General features: G+C 64.4%; 26 protein-coding genes. 14 read left to right on the top strand and 12 right to left on the bottom strand.

The annotated features are described in order from the left end of the window. Nucleotides 1-71: 71 nt before the first annotated feature. The gene (locus HT051_RS06305; RefSeq protein WP_174541250.1) at nt 72-653 is read left to right on the top strand and encodes a DUF1214 domain-containing protein; all 582 of its coding nucleotides are present in this window, start codon (nt 72-74) and stop codon (nt 651-653) included. Beyond that, nucleotides 650-1,207, top strand: coding sequence for a DUF1254 domain-containing protein (locus tag HT051_RS06300; protein WP_174541249.1), 558 nt, complete (start codon nt 650-652; stop codon nt 1,205-1,207). Before HT051_RS06305 ends, HT051_RS06300 begins: the two co-directional genes overlap by 4 nt. 6 nt (nt 1,208-1,213) lie before the next feature. Here HT051_RS06300 and HT051_RS06295 read toward each other — a convergent pair whose 3' ends face one another. From HT051_RS06295 to HT051_RS06280, 4 genes are all read right to left on the bottom strand, one after another. Continuing rightward, entirely contained in the window at nt 1,214-1,381 is a 168-nt protein-coding gene (locus HT051_RS06295) for a hypothetical protein (RefSeq protein WP_174541248.1), read from the bottom strand. Between the two features lie 141 nt (nt 1,382-1,522). Further along, nucleotides 1,523-1,873 carry a DUF1491 family protein gene (locus HT051_RS06290; RefSeq protein ID WP_174541247.1) on the bottom strand — a complete coding sequence of 117 codons (351 nt, stop codon included), beginning with the start codon at nt 1,871-1,873 and terminating at the stop codon, nt 1,523-1,525. Nucleotides 1,874-1,891: 18 nt separating this feature from the next. Next, on the bottom strand, nt 1,892-2,560 hold the full coding sequence (locus tag HT051_RS06285; RefSeq protein ID WP_174541246.1) for a peptidoglycan-binding protein: 669 nt from the start codon (nt 2,558-2,560) through the stop codon (nt 1,892-1,894). Between the two features lie 108 nt (nt 2,561-2,668). Beyond that, a complete protein-coding gene (locus HT051_RS06280; RefSeq protein WP_174541245.1) occupies nt 2,669-4,453 on the bottom strand; it encodes a PAS domain-containing sensor histidine kinase in 1,785 nt (594 codons plus the stop codon). 424 nt (nt 4,454-4,877) lie between these two features. Between HT051_RS06280 and HT051_RS06275 the strand changes: the two genes are divergently transcribed. Both HT051_RS06275 and HT051_RS06270 read left to right on the top strand, forming a co-directional pair. After that, nucleotides 4,878-5,288: a DUF5330 domain-containing protein gene (locus tag HT051_RS06275; RefSeq protein WP_174541244.1), complete on the top strand. Its 411-nt coding sequence runs from the start codon at nt 4,878-4,880 to the stop codon at nt 5,286-5,288. 244 nt (nt 5,289-5,532) lie between these two features. Further along, on the top strand, nt 5,533-6,000 hold the full coding sequence (locus HT051_RS06270; protein ID WP_174541243.1) for a SufE family protein: 468 nt from the start codon (nt 5,533-5,535) through the stop codon (nt 5,998-6,000). 14 nt (nt 6,001-6,014) lie between these two features. On the opposite strand, the gene HT051_RS06265 is transcribed toward HT051_RS06270, so the two are convergent. The 4 genes from HT051_RS06265 to HT051_RS06250 all read right to left on the bottom strand — a co-directional run bounded on the left by HT051_RS06265 (nt 6,015) and on the right by HT051_RS06250 (nt 8,968). Beyond that, complete coding sequence (locus HT051_RS06265; protein WP_174541242.1) at nt 6,015-6,872, bottom strand: DUF6456 domain-containing protein; 858 nt, start codon at nt 6,870-6,872, stop codon at nt 6,015-6,017. Then, on the bottom strand, nt 6,869-7,261 hold the full coding sequence (locus HT051_RS06260; RefSeq protein ID WP_246810199.1) for a helix-turn-helix domain-containing protein: 393 nt from the start codon (nt 7,259-7,261) through the stop codon (nt 6,869-6,871). Before HT051_RS06260 ends, HT051_RS06265 begins: the two co-directional genes overlap by 4 nt. A gap of 535 nt (nt 7,262-7,796) precedes the next feature. Beyond that, complete coding sequence (locus HT051_RS06255; RefSeq protein WP_174541241.1) at nt 7,797-8,327, bottom strand: PAS domain-containing protein; 531 nt, start codon at nt 8,325-8,327, stop codon at nt 7,797-7,799. 233 nt (nt 8,328-8,560) lie between these two features. Next, nucleotides 8,561-8,968 carry a MucR family transcriptional regulator gene (locus tag HT051_RS06250; RefSeq protein ID WP_174541240.1) on the bottom strand — a complete coding sequence of 136 codons (408 nt, stop codon included), beginning with the start codon at nt 8,966-8,968 and terminating at the stop codon, nt 8,561-8,563. Nucleotides 8,969-9,441: 473 nt separating this feature from the next. Here HT051_RS06250 and HT051_RS06245 point away from each other — a divergent pair, with 473 nt between their 5' ends. Further along, nucleotides 9,442-11,550, top strand: a complete 2,109-nt coding sequence (locus HT051_RS06245; RefSeq protein ID WP_174541239.1) for a S9 family peptidase — start codon at nt 9,442-9,444, stop codon at nt 11,548-11,550. 4 nt (nt 11,551-11,554) lie between these two features. Further along, nucleotides 11,555-12,109, top strand: a complete 555-nt coding sequence (locus HT051_RS06240; protein ID WP_174541238.1) for an isochorismatase family protein — start codon at nt 11,555-11,557, stop codon at nt 12,107-12,109. 274 nt (nt 12,110-12,383) lie between these two features. On the opposite strand, the gene HT051_RS06235 is transcribed toward HT051_RS06240, so the two are convergent. Next, nucleotides 12,384-12,857 carry a thiol-disulfide oxidoreductase DCC family protein gene (locus HT051_RS06235; protein WP_174541237.1) on the bottom strand — a complete coding sequence of 158 codons (474 nt, stop codon included), beginning with the start codon at nt 12,855-12,857 and terminating at the stop codon, nt 12,384-12,386. Between the two features lie 192 nt (nt 12,858-13,049). On the opposite strand from HT051_RS06235, the gene HT051_RS06230 reads away from it, so the two are divergent. Next, nucleotides 13,050-13,646 (top strand): superoxide dismutase, encoded by a 597-nt coding sequence (locus HT051_RS06230; RefSeq protein ID WP_174541236.1) that lies wholly within the window; start codon nt 13,050-13,052, stop codon nt 13,644-13,646. Nucleotides 13,647-13,871: 225 nt separating this feature from the next. Here the strand turns inward: HT051_RS06230 and HT051_RS06225 are convergent, their stop codons facing one another. Beyond that, the gene (locus HT051_RS06225) at nt 13,872-15,479 is read right to left on the bottom strand and encodes a helicase HerA-like domain-containing protein (protein WP_246810197.1); all 1,608 of its coding nucleotides are present in this window, start codon (nt 15,477-15,479) and stop codon (nt 13,872-13,874) included. A 171-nt stretch (nt 15,480-15,650) separates the two neighbouring features. On the opposite strand from HT051_RS06225, the gene HT051_RS06220 reads away from it, so the two are divergent. The 5 genes from HT051_RS06220 (at nt 15,651) to HT051_RS06200 (ending at nt 22,967) form a co-directional block, all read left to right on the top strand. Then, nucleotides 15,651-17,537: a methylmalonyl-CoA mutase subunit beta gene (locus HT051_RS06220; protein WP_174541235.1), complete on the top strand. Its 1,887-nt coding sequence runs from the start codon at nt 15,651-15,653 to the stop codon at nt 17,535-17,537. 5 nt (nt 17,538-17,542) lie between these two features. Beyond that, entirely contained in the window at nt 17,543-19,702 is a 2,160-nt protein-coding gene (gene scpA, locus HT051_RS06215; protein ID WP_174541234.1) for a methylmalonyl-CoA mutase, read from the top strand. 10 nt (nt 19,703-19,712) lie between these two features. After that, complete coding sequence (meaB, locus tag HT051_RS06210; RefSeq protein WP_174541233.1) at nt 19,713-20,726, top strand: methylmalonyl Co-A mutase-associated GTPase MeaB; 1,014 nt, start codon at nt 19,713-19,715, stop codon at nt 20,724-20,726. A 221-nt stretch (nt 20,727-20,947) separates the two neighbouring features. Further along, nucleotides 20,948-21,586, top strand: coding sequence for a pyroglutamyl-peptidase I (locus HT051_RS06205; protein WP_174541232.1), 639 nt, complete (start codon nt 20,948-20,950; stop codon nt 21,584-21,586). Nucleotides 21,587-21,635: 49 nt separating this feature from the next. Then, nucleotides 21,636-22,967, top strand: a complete 1,332-nt coding sequence (locus HT051_RS06200) for a TIGR03808 family TAT-translocated repetitive protein (protein ID WP_174541231.1) — start codon at nt 21,636-21,638, stop codon at nt 22,965-22,967. A 32-nt stretch (nt 22,968-22,999) separates the two neighbouring features. Here HT051_RS06200 and HT051_RS06195 read toward each other — a convergent pair whose 3' ends face one another. Then, nucleotides 23,000-23,491 carry an Lrp/AsnC family transcriptional regulator gene (locus HT051_RS06195; protein ID WP_174541230.1) on the bottom strand — a complete coding sequence of 164 codons (492 nt, stop codon included), beginning with the start codon at nt 23,489-23,491 and terminating at the stop codon, nt 23,000-23,002. 189 nt (nt 23,492-23,680) lie between these two features. On the opposite strand from HT051_RS06195, the gene HT051_RS06190 reads away from it, so the two are divergent. Both HT051_RS06190 and trxB read left to right on the top strand, forming a co-directional pair. Beyond that, entirely contained in the window at nt 23,681-24,667 is a 987-nt protein-coding gene (locus tag HT051_RS06190) for a mitochondrial fission ELM1 family protein (protein ID WP_174541229.1), read from the top strand. Nucleotides 24,668-24,777: 110 nt separating this feature from the next. Next, entirely contained in the window at nt 24,778-25,740 is a 963-nt protein-coding gene (gene trxB / locus HT051_RS06185) for a thioredoxin-disulfide reductase (RefSeq protein WP_174541228.1), read from the top strand. Nucleotides 25,741-25,948: 208 nt separating this feature from the next. Here the strand turns inward: trxB and HT051_RS06180 are convergent, their stop codons facing one another. Further along, nucleotides 25,949-26,359, bottom strand: coding sequence for a VOC family protein (locus tag HT051_RS06180; RefSeq protein WP_174541227.1), 411 nt, complete (start codon nt 26,357-26,359; stop codon nt 25,949-25,951). Nucleotides 26,360-26,374 lie beyond the last annotated feature (15 nt).

Below are 26,374 nucleotides of genomic sequence, written 5' to 3'. Positions count from 1 at the left end.
AAGCCGCGCGCCACGCTTTCCGGTTGCGCCTGTCTTTCCAGCGTCGAATCGGCCTGACCTTAATGCGCTTCTTGCTTCTTGGAATTGCGGCCTTCCTGGTGGCGCTCGCGCTCGGCATCGGCTCGGCTCTGCTCGTCATCCGCCACGGCGTTCCCTACGCCACCGAGCATGCCGGCCCGTGGATGAGCTGGCCGTCGGAAGGCCACCCGGACGCCGATCTCTATACCCGCGCCTATCTCGCCAAGAGCGGCCGCCTACCGGTCACCTCCACCACGGTGCGCTACTTCTCCGCCGACGCTGACAATCAAGGCAGCCCCCTCACCTCCGATTGCGAATATCTGCTCGTCGGCCAGCCGCTCCAGGCGCGCTGGTGGTCGCTGGCGCTTTATGATGGCGAAGGGCGGCCGATCGCCAACCCGTCGGATCGCTATAGCTTCAATAGCGAGGAGGTGCTGCGCCGCACCGATGGCAGCTATCGGATGATCCTGGCGCAGAACGCACGGCCGGAGAACTGGCTGCCCACCGGCGCCGACCCGGGCCGCGATCTCACCTTGCTGCTGCGGATTTACGAACCGACGGAGACCGACGAGCGCGGCATCGGCGCCATCGACACCGAGCGTCTCCCCACCATCGAACGGACGGTATGCCGGTGAGACATCTTCTCTATTTTGGCCTGCTTGCCCTGTTCCTCGCCGCGCTGATCCATCTCTTCGCGGTGATGGCGCTGCCGGCTCTGGCCACCAAGACGGCGTGGCACCGGATCGAGAAGCTCGGTCCCGCCAATACGCTGATCCAGCTTCCCCCCGCCACGCCGAAAGAAGCGGTGCTGCCGATGATGGCACCGGATATCCGCTATGCCGCCTGCCGCTTCGACCTCGCCGAAGGGCCGGTCCGGCTCAACGCGAAGACCGACAGCGATCTCTGGCTGGTCGCGTTCTATTCGCCCGACGGCGCGAATTTCTACACCGTGGGCAGCGCCGATCTGAAGCGGCGCGACCTCAAGCTGATCGTCGCCACGGCCGATCAGAACGTGATCGAAGAAGGCGTCGATGCGCCGGAAGGCGCCGAGCAAGTGGCCGTTGTGCGCTCGCCGGAAACCGAAGGCATCGCTCTGATCCGCGCGCCTATTCCCGGCCCAAGCTACGCCGCCCGTGCCGACACGGCGCTCAAGGCGGCGTCCTGCCATCCCTATCAAGCGCCGCGCTAAGCTGGATTATTTCTCGCGTGCCCGCTGGCGGGGCTGCTCCGCCGGCTTGGACGTCTCGTGCCGTTCGATCCGGACGCCGGGAAAAATCACCACTTCACCGCGCGGCGCATCGGCGCCCCGCACGCTTGCGGGCTTGTCGTCCTCGCGGAGGCGAAATTGCAGAATGTTTCCCATTTCTGCTCTCCATGGTCCTGCGTTGATGCCGGTTGCAAAGCGCAAACCGGCGCGTCCCAGGGTCATTACGCAGAGCCTATGGTTAATGGCGCCTTAATCCAATCTTTGTCTTTGCCGCAGCCGGTGCACCAGTGTCACGCCCTAATCGTCCCTCGCGAGCCAGTCCTCCAGGAAGCTGCGCCCCGCCCGGTCCTCCGCTTCGACCACCCAAATATCGGAATCGAACTCCGCCTGGCGCATCAGATATTCGCTCACATCCCGTTCCGGTTTCGGACTCCCGCCGAGCAGCGGCGTGAAGCGGCGCTCGGTATCGCTCACCGAAAGTCCCGCCGGCGCCGGCCCGAAAAGCCGCGCCGTTCCGTCCAGGCAATTGATGCAGATGAAGATCGCCCCGGCTTCGGCATTGCCCCGGCGCACGATCACCGCCGGCACGCCCTCGCCTTGCAGACGGCGCAGAAACGCCTTTACCCAGACTTCGCTGCGAAGCCGCATCAGCGAAGCATCCGGAAACTAGCGATAGGTCGCGCCGCCGGCGAATTGCCGCCCGCTGACCAGCTCGATCTCTTCCAGCAGGGCCGGCGTGATTTCACCCGATTGCGCAATCCGGCGATCCTTCTGAAACGCGATGATGGCTTTGCGCGTATTCTCGCCCATCATGCCGTCGATCGGGCCCGGCGCATAGCCGAGATCGCCAAGCGTCTCTTGCACGGCGCGTACGATCGCCTCCGACGAGCTGGCCTCCCCCGCCGTGCCGGAACCGCCGGCGTCGGCCACGCTGACCCCGAGCACGATATTGCGTAAGAGCCCGTCGGTCGGCGTTCCCGTCTCCGGCAGCCCACTATCGCGCTGATAGGCGAGAATCGCATTGGTCAGCGCATCGGTCACCACGCCGTCGCCATTGCCGGTATCGTAGCCGCGCACCGAAAGCTCGCGCTCGATGGCGGTCACCAGAGCGGTCGAGGCCTCCTGCACTTGCGGCTGGGTCGAGGCGGTCGTCGTCGTATCGGCCGCGGGCTGGGCTGGCTTGCGCACCGGCAGCTCTTGCCGCTGCACCTCCGGCAGCCGCGACGCCATCCGGCTCGCACCCGAACGGTCATCTTGCAGATAGAGCGCGTTGTAGGTGATCAAGCCGGTTAGGGCGATGAAGCCAACGAAAACCAGGCGCGAAAGAAAACTCATTTAGACACGCGAACGTAAGGACCCATAGACGAAGCAGCCAATCCGGCTACCGCCTCTATTGTCATCGCCGAAGCTAAAGAGTTGTTAAACAAAACGCCAATTGGCGCTTTACGCGGCGGAAGCCTGTCTCGGCAGCCGTTCGGTCGCCTCGGGCGAGGCGTCCTTGTCCTTGGGCAGGCTGATCGTCACCGTGGTGCCCTGGCCCAGCGCGCTTTCGATCCCGAGCCGGCCGCCATGCAGCCGCACCAGCCCCTTCACCACCGAAAGTCCGAGCCCCGCCCCGTCATGGCGGCGGTTATAGGAATTGTCGGCCTGGACGAACGGATTGCCCAGATTGACGACATCTTCCTCGGCAATGCCGATGCCGTCGTCGCTCACGATGAGATCGATGGCATCGGGGCACGCCTCGGCGCGCACCTGCACCGTGCCGCCGGCTTCGGTGAACTTGATCGCATTGGAGATCACGTTGAGCAGCATCTGCTTGCAGGCGCGCTTATCGGCCAGAAGCTCCGGCATGTCCTCCGGCAGCTCCACCGCCAGATTGATTTCCCGCTGATCGGCCTGAGTGCGCATCAGCTCGCCGCAAGACTTCAGCAGCGACGCCACATCGAACGGCTCTCTGACGATGTTGAACTTGCCCGCCTCGATCTTCGACATGTCGAGAATGTCGTTCAGCACCTGCAACAGATGCTGGCCGCTCTCGTGGATCAGCCGCGCATAGTCGCGATAGCGATCCTCGCCCAGCCGTCCGAACAGCTCGCGATTGAGGATCTCCGAAAATCCGATCACCGCGTTCAGCGGCGTGCGCAGCTCGTGGCTCATATTGGCGAGGAACTGGGTCTTCGCCCGGCTGGCGCTCTCTGCCTGGTCCCGCGCCTGCAGCAGCACGGCCTCCTGCTGTTTCCGCTCGGAGATATCGCGCGTCACCGCGATGATCGATCCTTTGGCGTCGCGCCGTCCATCCGCCAGCCGCATCGGACGGCAGCGCATCTCGGTCCAGATATAGTCCGGCGCAGCGCCTGCGAGCTGGCGCCGCAGCCTGAATTCGACGGCGATCGATTCGTTGCGCGCACAGGCCCGCGACAGCGCGGTCAGGAAGGCCGGCCGGTCCGCCACATGTACTCGGTCGAACAGACCGCCGCCCATCAGATTGGCGCCAGACACACCGAGCAATTGCTGGGAAGCGAGCGATGCGAACAGCACCCGCCCCTTCTCGTCGTGACGGGTGATCATGTCGGTCACGTTCTCGGCCAGCAGCCGGTAACGCTCCTCGCCGAGCCGAGCCACTTCCTCCGAGCGGCTGTGCAGCATCTGCACCGAGACCGCGATCCCGGCCGCGTAGAGCACCGCCGTTACCACGCCGCCAAATGCCAGAAGCGAAGCGGGCACGGGAAGCACATAGGGCGCCGGCACCAGACCCAAAACGCTGCCGAGCCCCAGCACCGCAAGTCCGGCGCAGGCGAACGCGCCGGCCCACGCCACGACCTTGCGGTTCGTCGCCATGGCCGCTTCCACCGGCACCACCACCATCCATGGAATCAGGAACGAGGTGATGCCGCCGGTCAGCCAGGCCGAGAACCCGATCAGCCCGACGAAATTCCCCGCCGAGATCAGATGCGCGGCAGCGAACTTACCGGTCCGCGACAGGAACACGGCGATCGCGATCGGCGACAAAAACCAGAGAAAGACGAAAGCGCCCAGCAGCGAGGGCTTGCCCACCGTCACCAGATAGATGGGGAACACGCACAGCGCCAGAACGCCGCCCAGGATATGGGAGGTGATGAAGGATTGATGGCGTGCCGCTAACAGCGGATCGTCACGTACCGATGCATTGACGAGGGAACCGAAATAGGCGGAAAACCCACGCAGACTCTCATTACTCACTATACGCATACCGGAGCGGTTCGCCGCTATCTCCCCGATTCATTTAGGCTATTATCGGAGCCGCTGACTTAAAGAAGCATAAAGCGGCAAAGGCCCAGTTGCGGATTTTCGGCCGACGACTCAAAACCCGTTTCGGCGCCTCGAAAGCATGACATCGCCGTCACGATCCACCGGATCTGCCCCTTGGCAGCAAGCCAAGGTCTATCGCGGCTAGCTCGGCGAGATAGATTCAATTTTAGACAAATCTCTCGAAAATTTTATTCAAGTTCTCATAAAATCGAGACAAATAAAATTTGAGGAAAATTCCGCTCAATCTCAGCTTAAATTGCAGGATCGAAAGTGACGCCGCCTTATCGCGGAGGCTGTATACCTACCTTATCCGAGGGAATACGTAAGGACCCGAAGGGCCCCGTAAGGGATAAAGGGCACAGTCATGTTTCTCATTCGATTCGCCTTCTGGATCGTCATCATCATCCTGCTACTGCCGACCGACCGGCAACAGCAGACCGACGTGCTGGGCACGGCCCAGACCGCCATCCAGGATGTCAGCGGCTTCTGCCAGCGCAATCCGGACGCCTGCATCAAAAGCAAGGATGCCTTCAACATCTTCATGGCCAAGGCCGAGTTCGGCGCCAACATGGTGATGAGCTTCTTCAACGAGCACGGCCAGAGCATTGGACAGGGCACCGCCACGATCGATCCCACCGCTCCGACGGCGCAAGCCGAAGCGCCGACCGTTCTGGTCGCACCGAAAGGTCAGCCGGCCGGGTTCGATCCGAATTCGGACAACACCCTGACCCCGGCCGATCTGCTGCCGGAGTGGCGCAAGCCGCAAGGGACCTGAAACAAGGAACCTAAGACAAGGTACCTAAGAGACGTCGCATCCGGGCGGCGCAGAACGCACCGCCCGCCCCGGCCGTCCACGAAGACGGCCTTTCGAAGACCGCAAGCTTAAACTTCGGCAGTCCCCGCCTGCCCCGGGGCGCACGCAACAGAGGAGGTCAGCCCTTTCCCTCCTCGTCCCCAGCGTGCGCCCCTTCTTTTTGTCCCGGCTCGCATGCACCGGCCGATCCCCTTATATTGAGGCCATGAGCACAGAAGCATCCACCGAGGCGCACACCGCCTCGTTCGACGATATCCTCGCCGATTTCGAATTTCTCGACGATTGGGAGGACCGCTACCGCTACGTGATCGAGCTCGGCCGCGCCCTGCCGCCGCTGCCCGAAGCCGAGCGCAATCCCGACAACAAGGTGCAGGGCTGCGTCAGCCAGGTCTGGCTCGCCACCCATCTCGACGCCGGCTCCGGCGCGCCGCGCCTGTTCTTCCAGGGCGATAGCGACGCCCATATCGTGCGCGGGCTAATCGCCATCCTTTTCGCGCTCTATTCCGGCAAGACGCCCGAGGAGATCCTAACGATCGATCCGCAAGCCAAGATGGCGGAGCTGAAGCTCACCGAGCATCTCACGCCGCAGCGCTCCAACGGGCTCTTCGCCATGGTGAGCCGCATCCGCGAGGATGCCGGCCGGGTCCAGAAGGACGCCCCCACCGTCCATTAGGCGGCCCGCATCTGCTACGGATCGCTCGGCCCCGCCCAGGCCTCCATGGTCGGGCGGTAATCCTCCGTGCCCCAATGGCTCAGCCGCCCATATCCGCGCCGGTCCTCGGCGAGCAGCCCGTAATGCCGGGCAAGCCGCGTCAGCGCGATCTGCAGCACCACCTTGCCGGCGCGCTGCGGCCAGCCTTGCGCCTTCTCCGACTCTTCCAAACCCCGCAGCTCGCAGCAGACATCCACCAGCACGCCGGCAAGCTCCGGCCCCGCCGCCTCCAGCGCCTTGAACACCCGCCGCTTGGCGGCCAGCACGTCGTCCCGCAATTGCGCCGCATCGGTCGGCGCAGCCCGGCGCCGCGTTTCCGATGGCGCTAGCGCCCCCCAACTCGCCGTCACCCGCGGGGTGAGATGGGCGAACCAATAATCGTCGCGCAAGCGCTCCCCCGCCTCGTATTGTTCGGCGCTAATCAGCGGATTGCCGTCGCGGTCCTTGCGGCGGCGCAGCCAGCCGAGCGGACTTTCCGCATCGTTGACCACCACCGGGCGCCGCGTGCCCGCCATCTCCACATCGCGCGAGCCGCGAATCTGATGCTGCTGGCGGAAATCGTCATTGCCCGCCTGCTGCCGCCTGAGTCGCGCCCGCCCCGCCTCGGTCAGCACCAGCACCTGCCCCCGCAAGGCGAGCCAGTCCCGGCCCACACAGTAATGCGCCAGCCCCGGCGTCACCTCTCGCCTGTCGGCAAGCTTGCCCGCGCCGCCCGGCTGGATGCGCAACATATCGCCCTCCCGGACCAGAACCCCGTCCGCCTCGCGCAGGCGATGCAGCAGGCGTAGCGCTGCCGCTTCGCCCGCCTCGTCCGTCTTGCCCGCGCCGCTCACGCCACTCTCCGCCGCGGCGTCGTCGCATCCAGCAGCGCTGCCACCGCGCTCTCCAAATGCGTCAGCGTGCAATCGAACTCCGCCTCGTCCCGGCGATCCTCGATCAGGCTGCAGGCATGCGCCACCGTGGTGCGGTCGCGGCCGAAGGCACGTCCGACCTGAGTGAGGCTTAGCCCGCACACCACATGCGCCAGATACATGGCGATCTGCCGGGCGAACGCCGCCTCGGCCGGCCCGCGCGTCGCAACGCGCAAGGCATCCATATCCACCTCGAAGACCAGCGCCACAGCCGCTTCCGCGGCCCGGCGGACCAAGATCTCATGCGCGCTCGGCCCCGGTTCCGGAGCCTCCCGCTCTGAATGTCCTTCGATCATACGCAGCACCGACATTTGTAGGTCTCCCCCATTGCCCGACAGACAATTCACAGCCAGAAATAGGTATAAATTCCTTTTCTCAACTTATCGGGGACACGCCCTACGGGGATAAATCGCCGTTGCGTCGCCACGCTTTGCCGAACCGCGGCCCATGAAATCCCCGCACATCCAGAGCCGCGCATGCTCGCCCCCGGTCCTTGAAAAACCGGGAAGGAGCAGCGCCGCATGGCAAAGAAACAAGCAAGGAAACAAGAACGGGAAACGAGCCGGGCGAAGCGAATCTTCGGCGTCGTGACACGCGCCGGCGCGCACGACTATCGCCGCCCCCGCGACCTGCCGAAGCTGTTGCCGCTATGGCCGGAGGAGCTGGAGGACCGCAGCTATGCGGGAACCGAGACGATCGCCAATCGGCTCGCCGCTGCGTTGCGCACCGAACGGCGCCGGGCGCTCGCCAATCATTGGAGTTACGATCTCAATCGGCATCTCGCCCTGCTCAGCGCCTATAAAGCCGAGCAGGCCTATCTCGCCCGCCTCGCCGAAGCCGTGCGTCCTAAGCCAGCTTCGCCAGAACCGACGGAGCCTGCTGGCCCGACGCCAGCGAAAACGCCTCGCCCCAAAGGTCGGGCATCGGCGCCAAACAATCGTAGCAAAGGATGAACCGCGCACGGTCTTCGTCGGCGGCAAGCGGCAGGCGCAGCCAGAACAGCACCACATGCTCGCGCCCGTCGGCCGGGCCCTGCACCACGCCGTGCATCGCCGCGCCGTGCTCCTGCACCGAGCCATGCACCCGATGCCAATACTCGCCCGGCTCGCCGGCGAACACCTGATCCAGGCGCCGCCCCGTGACCTCACCGCCATAGACGTCGCGCAGCGCGGTCCCGGCAAGCCGGAACTTGGCGTCGCGCAAACCAGGGTCGAGATCGATCAAAGCGATATTGGGAAGCAGCTTGGGAACCTGGCCGGGCTGGAAATCGGCTCTCGCCGGCATTTGCCGCTCGCCCGCCGCGCGTTTCCAATAATCGTAAAGCTGGCGCTGTCCCGGCAGCACCAGCTGTGCCCGAAAGCTGCATTGCCGCAGCATGGCCGCCCCCTAAACGGGCATCTTCCGCCCGCGAATCACCGCATCTCTTCGACTATCTGAAACTCGCTGCCGGGGCGCAAGGGGGCGCTCCGGATTCTCTCAAGAGTCACAAGGGCTTGTAGGAGAAGCGCACCCAAGCCACTCGATCTTGGAGCACCGCAGCGGGCCTGCCGCAAATGCAAAAGGCGCGGGCCTTGCGGTCCGCGCCTTTTGAGAAGAATCGCCTCTAGCGCTTAGCGCCGGCGCTGGCCGAGCCCCATGCGCTTGGCGAGGTCGGAGCGGGCCGCCGCATAGTTCGGCGCCACCATCGGGTAATCGTGGGGCAGGCCCCATTTTTCCCGGTACTCCTCGGGCGACAGGTCGTAATGGGTCCGCAAATGCCGCTTCAGCGACTTGAACTTCTTCCCGTCCTCGAGGCAGATGATGTAGTCGGGCGTGATCGACTTCTTGATCGGCACCGCCGGCTTCAGCTCCTCGAGCGCCGGCTGAGTCGAAGCGGAAGAGGCCCGATTCAAAGCATCGAAAACACTACCGATGACCGCGGGCAAATCGGAAGCAACCACCGTATTGTTGCTGACATAGGCGGAAACGATCTCCGCAGCCAACTCAACGAGTTCGTTATTCCCCACATTCTCTTCCATTAAAACGCTCCTAGCTTCCTCTTGCTACCGCGCAGCGGCAGTATCTGTACAATAGGGCACAGAATTCAATTCTTTTTACGATTTTCCACTCTAAACTTCTAGATTATGCCGTTTTTGTGGCGATAGATCATGTAGAATCACAACTATAGCCTGCAGACCGGCATCAGTATCACGGAGTGCGCCTCTCCTGTAACACAACTTTACCGCTGTGCAACAATCTCTTCTGCCGAGAACTTCATTGCGTTTAGGGGGATATAGAACGGAGTTCGAATATTCCTATAGCTTTTCATTGAGCCATTTGCCATTTGCTGCGACGAAGCGCGCGTTCTGCCCCTTTTCCACACCGGCACAGCCCGCTACCATCGCGCGCCTCACGGCGGAGCGAAATCGGCGGCAAACGCGCCCCTGATTCGCCTGATCCCGCCGCCCAATCAATCTCTCCGCCTGGCTAGGCGCACCTTTAGGTGACTTCAATGGACAATTCCGCGCGCCCCGTGCCGCCGCACGCTCCGCAACGCCCCACCACCGCCGAACATCACGGCCTCACATTGCACGACGATTACGCTTGGCTGCGTGCCCCCAACTGGCAGCAGGTGATGCGCGATCCGAGCGTGCTGGATCCCGAGATCGAGGCCTACCTCAAGGCCGAGAACGCCTATGGCGAGGCGATCCTCGCCGAGACAGAGGCGCTGCAGAAAACCCTGTTCGATGAGATGAAGGGCCGCATCAAGGAGGACGATTCCTCCGTCCCTGCCCCCGACGGCCCCTTTGCCTATTACAGCCGCTACATCACCGGCGGCCAGCACCCGCTGTTCTGCCGCCGCCCGTCCCAAGGCGGCGATGAGCGCATCCTGCTCGACGGCAATGCCCTGGCTGCGGCCCACGCCTATTTCAAGATCGGCGCCGTCAGCCACAGCCCCGACCACCGGCTGCTCGCCTATGCCGCCGACCTCAAAGGCTCCGAATTCTTCCAGGTCGAGATCGTCGATGCGGAGACTGGCGAAACCGTCGACCGCCACATCACCGATACCAACGGCACTATGGTCTGGGCGCCGGACAGCCAATCGATCTTCTATGTCTGGGTCGATCAGGAGCACCGCCCGCGCGAGATCCGCCGCCATATCGTCGGCCAGGAGGCCGGGGATAGCTTGCTGTTCGAGCAGAACGATCCGGCCTTCTTCCTCGGTGTCGGCGAGACCCAGAGCCGCCGCTTCATCACCGTCAGCACCCACGATCACGAGACGGCGGAAATCCATCTGCTCGATCTGGAGAACCCCGATACCGGGCTTCGCCTCATCGCCCCGCGCACGCCCGAGCACGATTATTCCGTCGAGCATCACGGCGACAAGCTGATCATCCTCACCAATTCGGACGGCGCAGAGGATTACCGCATCGTCGAAGCGCCGATCGATGCCCCCACGCCCGAGCATTGGAAAGAGATCGAGCCCCACCGCCCCGGCCGGCTGATTCTCGATATCGTCGCTTTCAAGGATCACTTGGTGCGGCTGGAGCGCGAGGACGGCCTCCCCCGCATCGTCATCCGCCGCTTCTCCGACGGCGAGGAGCACTCCATCCAATTCCCCGAGGAGGTCTACGCGCTGGGCATCGCGCCGGGCTACGAATACGACACCCGCACCTTGCGCTTCACCTACTCCTCGATGACCACGCCGGGCCAGGTCTTCGATTACGACATGGAGACCCGCGAGCGCACCTTGCGCAAAACCCAGGAAGTGCCGAGCGGGCATAACCCGGCCAACTACGTCACCCGCCGCATGCTCGCCCCTGCGCCCGACGGCGAGATGGTTCCGATCTCGCTGCTCTATCACAAGGACACGCCCCTCGACGGCTCCGCCCCGCTGCTGCTCTACGGCTACGGTGCTTACGGCATCTCCATGCCGGCCGGCTTCTCTGTCACCGCCCTTAGCCTGGTGGATCGCGGCTTCGTCTACGCCATCGCTCATATCCGCGGCGGCAAGGAGAAAGGCTACCGCTGGTACAAGGACGGCAAGCGCGAGAAAAAGGTGAACAGTTTCACCGACTTCATCGCCGCCGGTGAGTATCTCTGCGAGCAGAACGTCACCTCTCGCGGCCGCATCGTCGCCCATGGCGGCTCGGCCGGCGGCATGCTCATGGGCGCAATCGCCAATATGGCGCCGGATCTGTTCCTCGGCATCATCGCCGAGGTGCCCTTCGTCGATGTGCTGAACACCATGCTCGATGCGACCCTGCCGCTCACCCCGCCGGAATGGCAGGAATGGGGAAATCCCATCGAGGACCCGCAAGCCTATCGCGCCATCGCCGCCTATTCGCCTTACGACAACGTCACCGCTAAGGAGTATCCGCACATCTTGGCGCTCGCCGGCCTCGCCGACCCCCGCGTCACCTATTGGGAGCCGGCCAAATGGGTCGCCAAGCTGCGCGACGTGAAGACCGACGACCACCTCCTCATCCTGCGCACCAATATGGATGCCGGCCATGGCGGCGCGTCGGGCCGCTTCGACCGGCTGAAGGAGGTGGCGCTGTCTTACGCCTTTGCGCTAATGATCGCCGGCAAAGCCGACACCCCGCCCGTACCGAGGTAGCCTCATGCTTCTAGATCACGCCCGCTCCCAGCTTCTCATCGTCGACATGCAGGACCGTCTCCTGGATGCCATGACCGGCCGCGACGATATCTTGAGCGCCTGCGACCGGCTGATCCGCGCCGCGCAGATTCTGGACATCCCCGTCACGGTCTCGGAGCAGTACCCGAAAGGCCTCGGCCCGACCAACGAGACCTTGCGCGAGACCCTCGGCAATCGCGGCGAGGTGATGGAGAAGGTCGAGTTCTCTTGCTACCGCAACGCCGCCTTACAGGCCCGCTTCCAGGAGCTGCGCCGCAAGGGCCGGCCGCAAGTCATCCTCGGCGGCATCGAATCCCATGTCTGCGTGCTGCAGACCGCCATCGATCTCGCCGAGAACGGCTTCGAGACCTTCGTCGCGGCAGACGCTGTCGGCTCCCGCGCCAAGGAGAGCCGCAAGCTCGCCCTCGACCGTCTTGCAGCAAACAATGTTGGCGTGGTGAACACCGAGATGGCGCTGTTCGAGTGGCTCGGCAAAGCCGGCACGCCGGAGTTCAAAGAGATCCAGGCCCTGGTGAAATAGCCATTTCGCCTTGGAGACTCCCACGTCATGCCCGGGCGAAGACCCGGGCATCCAGAGCTTCGGACTTAGAGCGCGCGGTTCTGGATTGCCGGGTCAAGCCCGGCAATGACGACAGACGAACGGCCTCCCTCCTGAACGCGTCCTAAATCGCCGGTTCATCTGCGGTTCAGCTTGGATTTGCCACTCTTGGACCGTCAGCCCTGCACTGGCAGTTAGCAACCTTCCTCGGCACAGGGAGCGGAGCTCAGGGGCTCCGTTCCCACCCCCCTCTCCTTCACTGAAGAAAACGGTCCGCCTCCTCGGGCGATGGCCGGTAGCAGCTCTCCCGCCGCCCGAACCAGCGGATGCGGTTGCGCGCGATCACGTCGTAGAAGAAATCCCGCAATCCCCGCGGCACGATCCATCCCGCTTTTCCCAAGCTCCAAGGCGAGCCGAGATAGGCCAGCATGCGGATCAGCCCGTCGGATTTGAAATAGGCCCGGCCCCCATCCAGCAGGATGTTGCTCTCATAGTCGTCTGACTTGATCCCGTAATGGGCGTAGAGCGCTTCGCCCAACAGCGTCTGCGCCGCGAGAAACCGGAAGCGCTTGTCGCGATCGTGCCGCAGCAGGAAGCGCGCAAAGCCCGAACAGAACACGCATTCCCCGTCGAAGATCAGGATCGGCCGGTCGTCGGGGAAGTCCGGCACACGCGAATCGTCCCGGTAGCTGAAGGGTATTTGTGGTGCGGTTTCCGCAGCTTGGCCCATACGGCGCTCACCTTGCTTCCCGGGCCGGGAATGCACCGTTTCCGGCAGATTTATACGCGCCCGATACACGCCGATCGTGCCGCCCCGCTCTCTTGTGCAAGCGCCTTGGAACCTTTAGCCTCACGACGCTTTTTCCCTCCTATAAGGTTGATTTTTTCGCGGGGCCGCGCCCCGCCAACACGGAGAACACTCGTGTCTTTTGAACTACCTGCACTTCCATACGGTTACGACGCCCTTCAGCCCTATATGTCGGCTGAAACCCTCGAATACCATCACGACAAGCATCATCAGGCCTACGTCACCAAGCTCAACGAGCTGCTTCCCGGCTCGCCCTACGAAGGCAAGGACCTGATCGACATCGTCAAGGAGAGCTACGGCAAGGATGCCGCGATCTTCAACAATGCCGGCCAGCACTTCAATCACACCCATTTCTGGCCGTGGATGAAGAAGGATGGCGGCGGCACCAAGGTGCCGGGCAAGCTGCAGACCATGATCGATTCCGATCTCGGCGGCTTCGATAAGTTCCGCTCCGATTTCCTCGCCGCAGGCGCGGGCCAGTTCGGCTCCGGCTGGGCCTGGCTGACCCTCAAGGACGGCAAGCTCGAAGTGACCAAGACGCCCAATGGCGAGAACCCGCTGGTCCATGGCGGCTGGCCGCTGCTCGGCGTCGATGTGTGGGAGCACTCCTATTACATCGACTACCGCAACGCCCGGCCGAAATATCTGGAGGCCTGGTTCGACAGCCTGATCAACTGGGAGCATGTCGAGGAGATGCTCGAGAAGGCCTAAGCCTTTTCGCATAAGCCACGAAAAAAGGGCGGTCCCAACGGGCCGCCCTTTTTGTTTTGTCCGGTCGACCTTGCACGGCATGCTCCCTCTCCCCTGTGGGGAGAGGGTTGGGGTGAGGGGGTGCCAAGCGCGCTGGATCCTCTTCCCCCTCACCCGAATGCTATGCATCCGACCTCTCCCCGCCGGGGAGAGGTGAAGCACGCCGATGCTCCCAGTAACTGCCTCTTACCGCAGCAGATTGCCCATCATGCCGCGCGCCAGCGAACGCCCGACCTTGCCGCCCGACGCACCGCCGATCGACTTGCCGATAATGCCGCCGGCCTGCTCCACCGTGTCGCGCGCAAAATCCCGCGTCACCTTCTGCCAGCTGGTCAGCCGCTTACTGCCGCGATTGGTGCCGAAGATCCAATCCAGCATGCCCGGCCCGTCATCCTCTTCCTTCTTCGGCTGCTCCGGCTCGGCCGCGCCTTTACCTTTGGTGTTGGTCTTCGCCGCCTCCACCGACGGCGCGCGCTTCTCCGCCCGCTCGGCCAGAACCTCGTAAGCCGACTCGCGATCCACCGATTTTTCGTATTTCGCCGTCACCGGGCTCTCGGCGATCACCGCTTTCCGCTCCGCCGGCGTCAAGGGCCCGGCGCGGGACTCCGGCGGCCGCACCAAGGTGCGCTGCACGATGCTCGGCTGGCCCTTCTGATCCAGCGTGGAGACCAGCGCCTCGCCGACGCCGAGCTGGGTGATCGCTTCTTCGGTGTCGAAATCCGGATTGGGCCGGAAGGTCGAGGCCGCCGCTTTCACCGCCTTCTGCTCCCGCGGCGTGTAGGCGCGGAGCGCATGCTGCACCCGGTTGCCGAGCTGGCTGGAAACCGTATCGGGCACATCGAGCGGGTTCTGCGTCACGAAATAGACGCCGACACCCTTGGAGCGGATCAGCCGCACCACCTGCTCCACCTTGTCCAGCAGCGCCTTCGGCGCATCGTCAAACAGCAGATGCGCCTCGTCGAAGAAGAACACCAGCTTCGGCTTCTCCGGATCGCCCACCTCGGGCAGCTCCTCGAATAGTTCCGACATCAGGAACAAGAGAAAGGTCGCGTAGAGCCGCGGGCTTTGCATCAGCTTGTCGGCGGCCAGCACGCTGACATAACCCCGCCCGTCGTCAGCGACGTGCATCAGATCCTCGATATCCAGCGCCGGCTCGCCGAACAGATGCTCCGCGCCTTGGTTCTCCAGCACCAGCAAGGACCGCTGAATGGCGCCGATAGAGGCCTTCGAAACATTGCCGTAGCTGGTCTTGATCTCGCTGCCGCGATTGGAAAGGTTCTCCAGCAGCGCCCGCAAGTCCTTCAAATCGAGAAGCAAAAGCCCCTCGTCGTCGGCGATGCGGAAGGCAATGTTGAGCACGCCCTCCTGCGCCTCACTCAAATCCATCAGCCGGGAGAGCAGCAGCGGCCCAAGCTCCGAAACCGTGGCCCGGATCGGCACGCCTTGCTCGCCGAACAAATCCCAGAAGATGGTCGGGAAGGCTTGGTAGTCGAGGTCGAAGCCGATCTCCTTGGCCCGCGCCTCGAACCCCTTTTTCGGCGTTCCGGCCGCGGCGATGCCCGAAAGGTCGCCCTTCACATCGGCGCAGAACACCGGCACCCCGGCGGAGGAAAACCCTTCCGCCAGATCCTGCAGCGTCACCGTCTTACCGGTACCCGTCGCGCCGGTGACCAGCCCATGCCGGTTGGCAAGCTTCAGATAGATGAATTCCGGCTTCACGCTCTGGCCGATATAGACCGTCCCCTCCGGCAGGGTCTGATCGGCTGCCGCGTCCGCCGCGTTGTTCTTGGCCAAGAAAGCCTCCCTCTTGCAAATTCCGGCGCGATATTAGCCGCGCCAGCGAACCCAGGCCAAGCAATCGCCGCGAGGATATGGTGCTTTTCTTGCGCCCGCGCGGCCTCGTCGCGCTTTCTCGTGGCGCAATCTTCATGCTAGGAGGACGCCGACACGTTCCACAACCGATTGATGACAATGGCCGAACTAACGCTTGCGCGTGACTTCCCCGATGCTACCGAAGCCGAATGGCTCGCTCTGGTCGAAAAAGCCCTGAAAGGCGCGCCTTTCTCGGTGCTCGAGACCAAGACCTATGACGGCAACACCATCGAGCCGCTTTATGCGCCCGATCGCGGCCAAGCTGCGATTCCCGGCCGCGCGCCCCGCGCGCCCTGGACGGTTGTGCAGCGCATCGACATTGCCGACCCGGCCACCGCCAACACCCAGGCCCTCGACGATCTGATGAATGGCGGGCCCGGCCTGCAGCTCGTCTTCGAAGGTGCCGTCGGGGATTACGGCTACGCGCTCTCCTCCGACAAGGCCGCCATCGCCGAGACGCTGAAGACCGTGCTGTTCGACCAGGGCATCGAGATCGACCTCGATTTCAGCCCCGCCACCCGCGAGGCGGCCGACACCGTCGCCGCGCTGATCGAGGCCTCCGACGCCAAGCCGGCAGACGTTACTTTGCGCTTTGGCTTCAACCCGCTTTCCTATCTTGCCCAGAACGGCACGCTGCCGAAGCCCTGGGATCCGCTCTCATCCGAGCTTGCCGCCCATATCGAGGATCTCATTGCCCGCGGCTTCAAGGGGCCGTTCCTTGCCGCCGATGGCCGTCCGATCCATGCTGCCGGCGGCTCGGAGGCGCAAGAGCTCGGCTTCGTCATCGCATCCGCCGTCGCCTATATGCGCGCGCTGGAAGCGGCCGGCATGTCTTTGGAAGCGGCGCGCGATGCCATCTATTTTCGCCTCGCCGCCGATCAGAACCAGTTTCTGACCCTGGCCAAGTTCCGCGCACTCCGCGAGCTTTGGGCCCGGGTCGAAGAGGCTTGCGGCCTTGCGCCGAAACCCGCCTTCGTCACCGCCGAGACCGCCTGGCGCATGATGACCAAGCGCGATGCTTACGGAAACATGGTGCGCACCACCATCGCCTGCGCTGCCGCTTCGCTTGGCGGCGCCAATGCGATCACGGTGCTGCCCTATACCGCCGCTCTCGGCATCCCGCGCGATCACGCCCGCCGCGTCGCCCGCAACACCCAGCTGATCCTGATCGAGGAATCCAACCTGCATCAGGTCACCGATCCGGCCACCGGCTCCGGCGCGCTGGAAGCCATCACCCACGACCTTTGCCGCTCCGCTTGGGGCATCTTCCAGGAGATCGAGAAGGCCGGCGGCGTCGCCGAGGCCCTGAGCGCCGGTCTGATCCAGGACAAGGTCGCCGAGACCCGCGCCGCCCACGACAAGGACATCGCCCGCCGCAAGGAGGCGATCATCGGCACCAGCGACTTCCCCGATCTCGACGAGGAGTCCATCGAGATCGATCCGCCGCGCAAGCTCGAAGCCCCGGCGAATACCGACGTCATGCCGCTCCGCCCCTATCGCTTTGCCGAACCCTTCGAAGCCTTGCGCGATGCCTCCGATGCTGCCTTCGCCAAGACCGGTAAGCGCCCGGCGATCTTCCTCGCCACGCTCGGCCGCCCGGCGGACTTCACCGCGCGGGTGACCTTCGCCCGGTCCTTCTTCTCTGCCGGCGGCATCGCGCCGATCCTGCCGGAGACCCCGGCCACCACCGCCTCCGGCGAGCCGATCACCTTCGATGTGGAACGGGTGATCGCCGACTATAAGAAGTCCGGCGAGGCGCTGGTCTGCCTCTGCTCCTCCGACAAGGTCTACGCCGATGAGGCCGAAGCCGCCGCCAAGGCGCTGAAAGCCGCCGGCGCCAAGCAGATCTACCTTGCGGGCAAGCCGAAAGAGGGCCGCGAGGCGCTGGAGCAAGCCGGTGTCGATGCGTTTATTTTCCAGGGCTGTGATACCCTGGCATTGCTGCAAGAGGCGCAAGCTAACATCATGGGCGAGAGTTGATTGAGATGAGCCGTATTCCGTCCTTTACCGAGATCGAATTCGCCGAGGCGAAGACCGCCCCCGCGCCCGGCGCCGGCGAGCCCTGGCAGACCCCGGAAGGCATTCCGGTCAAGCCCGTCTATGGCGATTCCGATCTCGACGGTCTCGACTTCCTGCACACCTATCCCGGCATCGCGCCGTATTTGCGCGGTCCCTACCCGACCATGTATGTGCAGCGCCCCTGGACCGTCCGGCAATATGCCGGCTACTCCACGGCCGAAGAATCCAACGCCTTCTACCGGCGCAATCTGGCCGGCGGCCAGCAGGGCGTCTCGGTGGCCTTCGATCTCGCCACCCATCGCGGCTACGATTCCGATCACCCGCGCGTGCCCGGCGATGTCGGCATGGCCGGTGTTGCCATCGATTCCATCTACGACATGCGCGTGCTGTTCGATCACATCCCGCTCGATCAGGTCTCCGTCTCAATGACCATGAACGGCGCCGTGCTGCCGGTGCTTGCCCTCTTCATCGTCGCCGGCGAAGAGCAGGGCGTACCGCATGAGAAGCTCTCCGGCACCATTCAGAACGACATTCTGAAAGAGTTCATGGTGCGGAACACTTATATCTATCCGCCCACCCCCTCCATGCGCATCGTGGCTGACATCTTCGCCTTCACCAGCCAGCACATGCCGAAGTTCAACTCCATCTCGATCTCCGGCTATCACATGCAGGAGGCCGGTGCGACGGCGGATCTGGAGCTCGGCTACACCCTCGCCGACGGCATCGAATATGTCCGCACCGGCATCGAGGCCGGCCTCGATGTCGACGCCTTCGCCCCGCGGCTTTCCTTCTTCTGGGCCATCGGCATGAACTACTTCATGGAGATCGCCAAGATGCGGGCCGCGCGCCTGCTCTGGGCCAAGCTGATGAAGCAGTTCAACCCGAAGAACCCGAAATCCCTGGCGCTACGCACCCACAGCCAGACCTCCGGCTGGAGCCTTGCCGCGCAAGACGTCTATAACAACGTCATCCGCACCTGCATCGAGGCCATGGCCGCCACCCAAGGCCATACCCAGTCGCTGCACACCAACGGCCTCGACGAGGCGCTGGCCCTGCCGACGGATTTCTCCGCCCGCATCGCCCGCAACACGCAGCTGATGCTGCAGACCGAATCCGGCACCACCCGGGAGATCGACCCCTGGGGCGGCAGCGCCTATATCGAGCGTCTCACCTACGACCTCGCTAAGAAGGCCTGGGGTCATATCCAGGAGATCGAGGAGTTCGGCGGCATGGCCAAGGCCATCGAGGCCGGCGTGCCGAAGCGCAATATCGAGCAGGCCGCCACGGCAACACAGGGCCGCATCGATTCCCGCAAGCAGACCATCGTCGGCGTGAACAAATATAAGCCGGCCCGCGAGGAGGATATCCGCCTCCTCAAGATCGACAATCGCTCGGTGCGCGAGCAGCAGCTGGAGAAGCTGCGGCGACTTCGCGAAGAGCGCGACGAGGAGAAGGTCACTGAGGCTCTCGACGCGCTGACCGAATACGCCGAAACTGGCAAAGGCAATCTGCTTCAGGGCGCCGTCGAGGCGGCCCGCGCCATGGCGACGGTCGGCGAGATTTCCTACGCTCTGGAGAAGGTTTACGGACGCCACCGTGCGGAGATCACCGCGGTCACCGGCGTCTACAAGGCGGAGGTTGGCGCCATGGGCGGCAGTGTCAGCAAGCTGCAGGACATGATGGAAGAGTTCGAGGCCGAGCATGGCCGCCGGCCGCGTATCCTCGTCGCCAAGATGGGGCAGGACGGCCACGACCGCGGCCAGAAGGTGATCGCATCCGCCTTTGCCGATCTCGGCTTCGACGTCGATATCGGCCCGCTATTCCAGACCCCGGAAGAAGCCGCCCGCCAGGCGGCGGAGAACGACGTCCATATCGTCGGCGTCTCCTCCATGACCGCCGGCCATCTCACCCTGGTGCCGGCCTTGCGCCAGGCGCTGGAGGAGATCGGTCGCGACGACATCATGATCGTCGTCGGCGGCGTCATCCCGCCCCAGGATTATCCGGAGCTTTACGAGGCCGGCGCCAAGGCGATCTTCGGTCCCGGCACCTCCATCGCCGATGCCGCCATCGACCTGATCGGCAAGCTGAACGGCGACGAGGCCGAGCCGAAACAGGCCGCCGAGTAGCGGGGCCGCGTTGACTGCCACGACCAAACCCAAAGCGCCCTCGGTCGAGGATCTCGCCGCCAAGCTGATCAGCGGCGACCGCATCGCGCTCGCCCGCGCCATCACTTTGATCGAGAGCGTGAAGCCGGAGGATCAGCTCCGCGCCCAGGATCTGCTCGAGGCGATCCTGCCCAAGACCGGCAAGGCGCTCCGCATCGGCATCTCCGGCGTCCCCGGCGCCGGCAAGTCCACCCTGATCGACCAGTTCGGCCTCAACCTGATCGAAGCCGGCTACAAGGTCGCCGTGCTCGCCGTCGACCCGACCTCCTCGCGCTCCGGCGGCTCCATCCTCGGCGACAAGACCCGTATGGGCCGCCTCGCCTCCGAAACGGACGCCTATATCCGCCCCTCCCCCGCCGGCGACAGCCTCGGCGGCGTCACCAAGACCACCCGCGAGACCATCGCCCTGGTCGAGGCCGCCGGCTTCGACGCCGTGCTTGTAGAAACCGTCGGCGTCGGCCAGTCGGAAACCACCGTCTCCAAGATGGTCGATGTTTTCGTCGTCGTCGCCATTCCCGGCGCGGGCGATGAGCTGCAGGGCATCAAGCGCGGGCTTCTGGAGCTCGCCGACATCATCGCGGTCAACAAGGCCGATGGCGACAATGTCGACCGGGCCGAGCGCGCCGCTTCCGAATACCGCGCCGGACTGCATATTCTGGCCGCCGGCAATCCCGGCTGGGAGCCCTCCGTGCTCACCGTCTCGGCGATGCAGAACAAAGGGCTCGATACGCTGCTTGAGAAGATCAAGGAGCGTCAGGAGAAGCTGAAGCAATCCGGTGCGCTTGCCGCTCGCCGTGGCGATCAGGCCGTGGTCTGGATGCGCGAGCTGTTCGAGCAGCGCCTGCTTGCGGCTTTCAAAGGCGGCCGCAAAGCCGCCCGCCACTGGGCCGAGATGGAGGACAAGGTGCGCGATGGCGAGATCAGCGCCGTCTCTGCCGCCGCCGAGCTCGGCCGCCTCGCCAAGATTGGGCAAAGCGAAGGCTAGGCGAAACTGCCGCCACCCAAAACTAGACGGCACGCATCCGCAACACGGCACGGCGTCATACCGGCGAAAGCCGGTATCCAACCACGAACTCCCTGCACCGAAGCTGGATTCCGGCTAGAGCCGGAATGACGGAGCAAAAGACGCCCCGCGACGTTTATCCCTCGAAAACGTTCTCCCGAATTTCACTTCCCTCGCAGCGAAGCTTCCGCGAAACTCCCGCCATGCAATCGGCTCCGCAAAACACGCAGCTTCTGCTCACCGGCTTCGGCCCGTTTCCCGGCGTGCCGGAGAACCCGACCACGCGCCTCGTCGCCGAGCTTGCCGCGCGCCTCGAACACCGCCCGGGCCTCGATCTCACCCAATCGCTCCTCGCCACCGAGTGGAACCATGTCGCCCGCGAGGCCCCTGCCTTGCTCGAGCGCACCCGGCCGGACATCGCCATCCATTTTGGTCTCTGCCGCGGCGCCAGCGCCATCCGCATCGAGCGCTCCGCCTATAATGCCACCGCATCATCAGCCGATGCCGCGGGCCGCGGACCGAGCGCCCCCGATATCCGTCCCGGCGCCGCGCACCGGCTCGATACCGGCCTCCCCGCCGCGGCACTGGCCAGGCACCTCAGGGCAAGCGGCGTCCACGCCCTCCCCTCCCTCAGCGCCGGGCGCTATCTCTGCAACTATCTCTATTATCTCTCCCTCGATTGGGCGGCCGCCCGCACACCGAATGCGTTATCCCTATTCGTGCATATTCCGCCCGCCCGCTCCCAAGGCGGGTATCTTGACGACGACAGGATTCTCGCTGGCGCCGAGACGCTCGTGACGCATGTTCTGGAGCGGACCACGGCCTGCGAGGCTGCCGCCTAGGCTGGCAAGGCCGGCCGAAAGACCAACGCCGAAGGATTGGAGACTAGCGATGACCATGCGCCGCCGCGATCTCATGCTCGGAAGCCTTGGTGCTGGGCTCGCCCTTGCCGCCGGCGTCGGCCGGGCGGATGCGCAAGAGGCGAACTCGGTGTTGGAGCTCACCCCTGCCGGCGGCACCGTCGACCAGACCGCCAGCCTGCAGGACGCCATCGACCGCGCGGCCAAGAGCGGCGAAGCGCTGACGCTCCCGCCCGGCATCTTCGGCACCGGCCCGCTCACGCTGCGCTCGGGCCTCACCATGCGCGGCGTGCCCGGCCGCACCATCCTTCGCCTCGCGACCGGAGACGCGTTACTCCGCGCCGAAGGCACCGACAGCATCACCCTTTCCGGCCTCACTCTCGACGGCGACGCCAAGCCCCTCGGCGAGAACGGCGCCCTGCTCTCAGCGATGAATGCCGTCCGCCTCGATATCTCCGATTGCCGCGTGCTGAATTCGTCGGAGAATGGCGTCGTGCTCCGCGGCGTCTCCGGCCGCATCGCCAATTGCGAGATCGGCGAGATCGCCAAGGCGGGCCTGTTCAGCAACGACGCCAAGGGGCTGGAGATCGCCTCCAATCACGTGCGCGATTGCGGCGATAACGGCATCCAGGTCTGGCGCTCGCAAACCGGCGAGGACGGCACGCTGGTGACCGGCAACCGTATCGAGCGCATAAAGGCCAAGAGCGGTGGCAGCGGTCAGAACGGCAACGGTATCAATATCTTCCGCGCTGGCGCTGTGATCGTTGCCAACAATCGCATCTCCGATTGTGCCTTTTCCGCCATCCGCGACAATACCGGGCGCAACTGCCAGATCACCGGCAATAACTGCTCCCGCCTCGGCGAGACCGCGATCTTCGTGGAGTTCTCCTTCGACGGCGCCGTCGTTGCCAACAACGTCATCGACACCGCCGCCATCGGCATCTCGGTAACCAACTTCAACGATGGCGGTCACCTCGCCGTGGTTCAGGGCAACCTGGTGCGCAACATCTTCTTCCGCAAGGACGGCGACTCCAAAGGCATCGGCATCGCCGTGGAGGCCGACTGCGCCGTCACCGGCAATGTGGTGGAGAAGGTCGCCGGCTTCGGCATCTCCATCGGCTGGTACAAATATCTGCGCGACATCACCGCCACCGGAAACCTGGTCCGTGACTCCCATATCGGCATCGCCGTCTCCGTCGATGGCGAAGCGGGCTATGCCCTGATCACTGACAATATGATCTCCGGCGCCAAGAACGGCGCCATCCGTGCCATGAACGGGCCGAAGCCCATCGGCCCCGATCTTGCCAGCTCCGGCGCGGAGGCGTTCCGCAATCTGGCGATCTATTCCAATGTCGGGATTTAGGGCCGGGATTTAGCGCGGCTGGGTAAGCGCGCCTAGTCGGCCGCCTCGGCCATCAGCTCCAGCGGCAGACCGGTCGCCTCCTCCGCCGAGCGGATCACCAGCGAGGTCTTCACGCTCGCCACGTTCGGCGCCGCGGTCAGATCGTGGATCACGAAATGCTGGAAGCTGGAAAGATCCGGCGCCACGCAGCGCAGCAGAAAATCGATCTCGCCGGAGAGCATCGAGCATTCCCGCACCACCGGCCAGTCGCCGGCCATGGTCTCGAACGCCACCAAATCCCGCTCCGCCTGGCTGTGCAGCTTCACCATGGCGAAGGCCGTCACCTCGAAGCCGAGCTTGCCCGCATCCAGCACCGCCATATAGCGCTTGATGATGCCGGCCTCCTCCAGCGCCCGCACCCGGCGCAGGCAAGGCGGCGCGGAGATGCCGACGCGCTTGGCAAGATCGATATTGGTCATCCTTCCATGGCTCTGCAAAGCCGTCAGGATTTCCCAATCGACCGCGTCGAGGCGGGCAGATCGCATATCTGGCGCAAACTCCCTGGAAATAGGCCGGGCAAAAGGCTAGAAGCCGGGCAAGAGACCGCAGCATGAAACCGCATCGCGCCCGGCAGCCAGCAAAGAGTAATATCCTTTCTTAAAGCGATAATAAACGAAAAGACGCGGGCGATGCAGCATTCCATAAATTTCAGGTCGGAGCCTGGAGGCGGCCCCATGGCGAGAGAGAGTAGCGCCCCCGAAGAGGCCGGCACCTGGATCCTCACCGACGGCGCCATCGGCATGGAGCAGCAAGGCCTCGCCGTCGCCCGCGCTGTCGGCCTGCCTTACGCCTTGCGCAAGGTGAAGGTCGGCGGGCTGGTCGACCTGCTGCCCGTCCCGGCGCAAGTCGCCGTGCCGCCCCGCTGGCTGCTTGCCTCGACCCGCGCCGAGACGCCGCTGAAAGCGCCCTGGCCCCGCCTCGTCATTTCCATCGGCCGGCGCAGTGCACCCATCGCCCTGGCCATCAAGCGGGCATCGGGCGGCGCCACCTTCGCCCTGCATATTCAGGATCCGAAAATCCCGGCCAAGCTGTTCGATCTCGTCGCCGCGCCGGTACATGACGGACTGGAGGGGCCAAACGTCGTCCAGACCTTCGGCGCGGTCCATTCGGTAACGCAAGATCGCCTCGACGAAGGCGCCGCGCATTTCGCGCCCCTCATCGATCCCCTGCCCCATCCGCGCATTTCCGTGCTGCTGGGCGGCAAGAGCCGGGCTTTCGATTTCACCCCCGAGGACGCCGCTCTGATGGGCGATCGGCTCCGGCAGATGATCGGCGAGACGGGCGGCTCGCTCCTGGTCACCCCCTCGCGCCGCACCTCGAAGGAGAGCTTCGCCGTGCTGAAGGAAAAGCTGAAAGACCTCCCCGGCATGATCTGGGACGGCGCCGGCGAGAATCCGTATTTCGCCTTTCTCGCCGCGGCCGACGCTCTCGTCGTCACTGCCGATTCGGTCAACATGGTCACCGAGGCCGCCGGCACCGGAAAGCCGGTCTTCGTCCAGCCCCTGCACGGCAAATCTACCCGGCTGAATCGCTTCCACGCCAAGATGCGCGAGGCCGGTATCACCCGCCCCTTCACGGGTCGCTTCGAGACTTGGGAGTATCCGCCCGTCAACGACACCGAAAAGGTCGCCGCGCCGGTGCGGGAGGCTTTGAAGCTCTAGACCATGCGCCCTCCCGCCTCGCGCGGGTTGCGCAAACGCCCCTCCGGGCTTACCTGTTGGCTCCGATTAGAGGCGCATCGCACGCCCCCGGCTGAATTCACGAGGCAATCATGACTGCACGCCACGCCAAGGTGATCATCATCGGCTCCGGCCCCGCCGGCTATACCGCCGCGATCTACGCCGCCCGCGCCATGCTGAAGCCCCTGCTGATCCAGGGCATCCAGCCCGGCGGCCAGATGACCATCACCACCGATGTGGAGAATTATCCGGGCTTCGCCGACGTCATCCAGGGCCCCTGGCTGATGGATCAGATGGAGGCCCAGGCCCGCCATGTCGGCACCGAGATCGTCAACGACCACATCTCAACGGTCGATCTCAAGCAGCGCCCGTTCAAGCTGATTGGCGATGGCGGCCAGGAATACACCGCCGATTCCCTGATCATCGCCACCGGCGCCCAGGCGCGCTGGCTCGGCCTGCCCACCGAGAGCGAATTCAAAGGCTTCGGCGTCTCGGCTTGCGCCACCTGCGACGGCTTCTTCTATCGCGACAAGACGGTGATCGTGGTCGGCGGCGGCAACACCGCCGTGGAGGAGGCTTTGTTCCTCACCAACTTCGCCAGCCAGGTGATCCTGGTGCATCGCCGCGGCGAGCTCCGCGCCGAGAAGATCCTGCAGGAGCGGCTCTTCGCTCATCCGAAGGTCGATGTGATGTGGAATCACGAGCTCGACGAGGTGCTCGGCGAGGACGACCCGAAAGGCGTCTCCGGCGCCCGGCTGAAAAGCACTCTGACCGGCGAGACCATCCTGATCCCCGTCGACGGCGTCTTCATCGCTATCGGCCATGCCCCGGCCACCGAGCTATTCCAGGGCCAGCTGGATATGCGCCCCTCCGGCTATATCCAGACCGCGCCCGATTCAACGGCGACCAATGTGCCGGGCGTCTATGCCGCCGGCGACGTCACCGACGAGACCTATCGCCAGGCCATCACGGCCGCCGGCATGGGCTGCATGGCGGCGCTGGAGGCGGAGCGCTACCTCCAAGGGCTGGAGCAGGTCAGCGAAGCGGCGGAGTAGCCGGCACGGATCGACGGGTGAGCTCCCTCTCCCCTGTGGGGAGAGGGTTGGGGTGAGGGGACATGCCCCTATCCGAAGTCCTTTGCCCCTCGCCCACCACGGCGTCATACCGGCAACAGCCGGTATCCAGCGGCACACCCGTACATCTTCGCTGGATTCCGGCTTAAGCCGGAATGACAGAGCAAGTGAGCAGAGCTCATCACCCCAATCAGCTCGCATCCGGCGAAAGCGGCTGCCCGTAGCTGAACTCGATCACATACCCGTCCGGATCACGCACCGCGCAGAGATAGCCGGTGGGCGGCGGAAACGCCATCGGCTCCCAGAACAGCCGCCCCTCCTGCTTCGCCCGCGCCGCGATCGCGTCGATATCCTCCCGCGCCGAAACGGCGAAGCCGTAATGCGTCATGTCCGATTGATCTTGGGTATGTCCCGGCCCGCCGCCGAGCAACACCAGCACGAAGCGCCGCTCCGAGCCCGGGCTCGCCAGCCAGACCGTGCGCTCCGGTCCCGCGCCATGTTCGTTGGCGAGCCGCATGCCGCAATAGTCTTGATAGAAGGCGATCGAAGCCTCCAGATCGCTCACATGCAGCGCGCAATGGGTGAAGCCGGAAACGCTCATGCCCCAACTGTCGCT

Origin of the sequence: Methyloligella sp. GL2 (assembly GCF_013341275.1) — a bacterium.
Classification (GTDB): Bacteria; Pseudomonadota; Alphaproteobacteria; order Rhizobiales; family Methyloligellaceae; genus Methyloligella.
This window is presented reverse-complemented; position numbering and strand designations above follow the sequence as displayed.

Bases quoted from the DNA above. Each gene is read 5' to 3' on its own strand.
- HT051_RS06285 (WP_174541246.1), bottom strand. From the start codon at position 2,560: ATGAGTTTTCTTTCGCGCCTGGTTTTCGTTGGCTTCATCGCCCTAACC.
- scpA (WP_174541234.1), top strand. From the start codon at position 17,543: ATGAGCCGTATTCCGTCCTTTACCGAGATCGAATTCGCCGAGGCGAAG.
- HT051_RS06220 (WP_174541235.1), top strand. From the start codon at position 15,651: ATGACAATGGCCGAACTAACGCTTGCGCGTGACTTCCCCGATGCTACC.
- HT051_RS06275 (WP_174541244.1), top strand. From the start codon at position 4,878: ATGTTTCTCATTCGATTCGCCTTCTGGATCGTCATCATCATCCTGCTA.
- HT051_RS06295 (WP_174541248.1), bottom strand. From the start codon at position 1,381: ATGGGAAACATTCTGCAATTTCGCCTCCGCGAGGACGACAAGCCCGCA.
- trxB (WP_174541228.1), top strand. From the start codon at position 24,778: ATGACTGCACGCCACGCCAAGGTGATCATCATCGGCTCCGGCCCCGCC.
- HT051_RS06250 (WP_174541240.1), bottom strand. From the start codon at position 8,968: ATGGAAGAGAATGTGGGGAATAACGAACTCGTTGAGTTGGCTGCGGAG.
- HT051_RS06190 (WP_174541229.1), top strand. From the start codon at position 23,681: ATGGCGAGAGAGAGTAGCGCCCCCGAAGAGGCCGGCACCTGGATCCTC.
- HT051_RS06240 (WP_174541238.1), top strand. From the start codon at position 11,555: ATGCTTCTAGATCACGCCCGCTCCCAGCTTCTCATCGTCGACATGCAG.
- HT051_RS06200 (WP_174541231.1), top strand. From the start codon at position 21,636: ATGACCATGCGCCGCCGCGATCTCATGCTCGGAAGCCTTGGTGCTGGG.
- HT051_RS06245 (WP_174541239.1), top strand. From the start codon at position 9,442: ATGGACAATTCCGCGCGCCCCGTGCCGCCGCACGCTCCGCAACGCCCC.
- HT051_RS06260 (WP_246810199.1), bottom strand. From the start codon at position 7,261: ATGTCGGTGCTGCGTATGATCGAAGGACATTCAGAGCGGGAGGCTCCG.
- HT051_RS06235 (WP_174541237.1), bottom strand. From the start codon at position 12,857: ATGGGCCAAGCTGCGGAAACCGCACCACAAATACCCTTCAGCTACCGG.
- HT051_RS06180 (WP_174541227.1), bottom strand. From the start codon at position 26,359: ATGAGCGTTTCCGGCTTCACCCATTGCGCGCTGCATGTGAGCGATCTG.
- HT051_RS06290 (WP_174541247.1), bottom strand. From the start codon at position 1,873: ATGCGGCTTCGCAGCGAAGTCTGGGTAAAGGCGTTTCTGCGCCGTCTG.
- HT051_RS06205 (WP_174541232.1), top strand. From the start codon at position 20,948: ATGCAATCGGCTCCGCAAAACACGCAGCTTCTGCTCACCGGCTTCGGC.
- HT051_RS06255 (WP_174541241.1), bottom strand. From the start codon at position 8,327: ATGCTGCGGCAATGCAGCTTTCGGGCACAGCTGGTGCTGCCGGGACAG.
- HT051_RS06195 (WP_174541230.1), bottom strand. From the start codon at position 23,491: ATGCGATCTGCCCGCCTCGACGCGGTCGATTGGGAAATCCTGACGGCT.
- HT051_RS06270 (WP_174541243.1), top strand. From the start codon at position 5,533: ATGAGCACAGAAGCATCCACCGAGGCGCACACCGCCTCGTTCGACGAT.
- HT051_RS06280 (WP_174541245.1), bottom strand. From the start codon at position 4,453: ATGCGTATAGTGAGTAATGAGAGTCTGCGTGGGTTTTCCGCCTATTTC.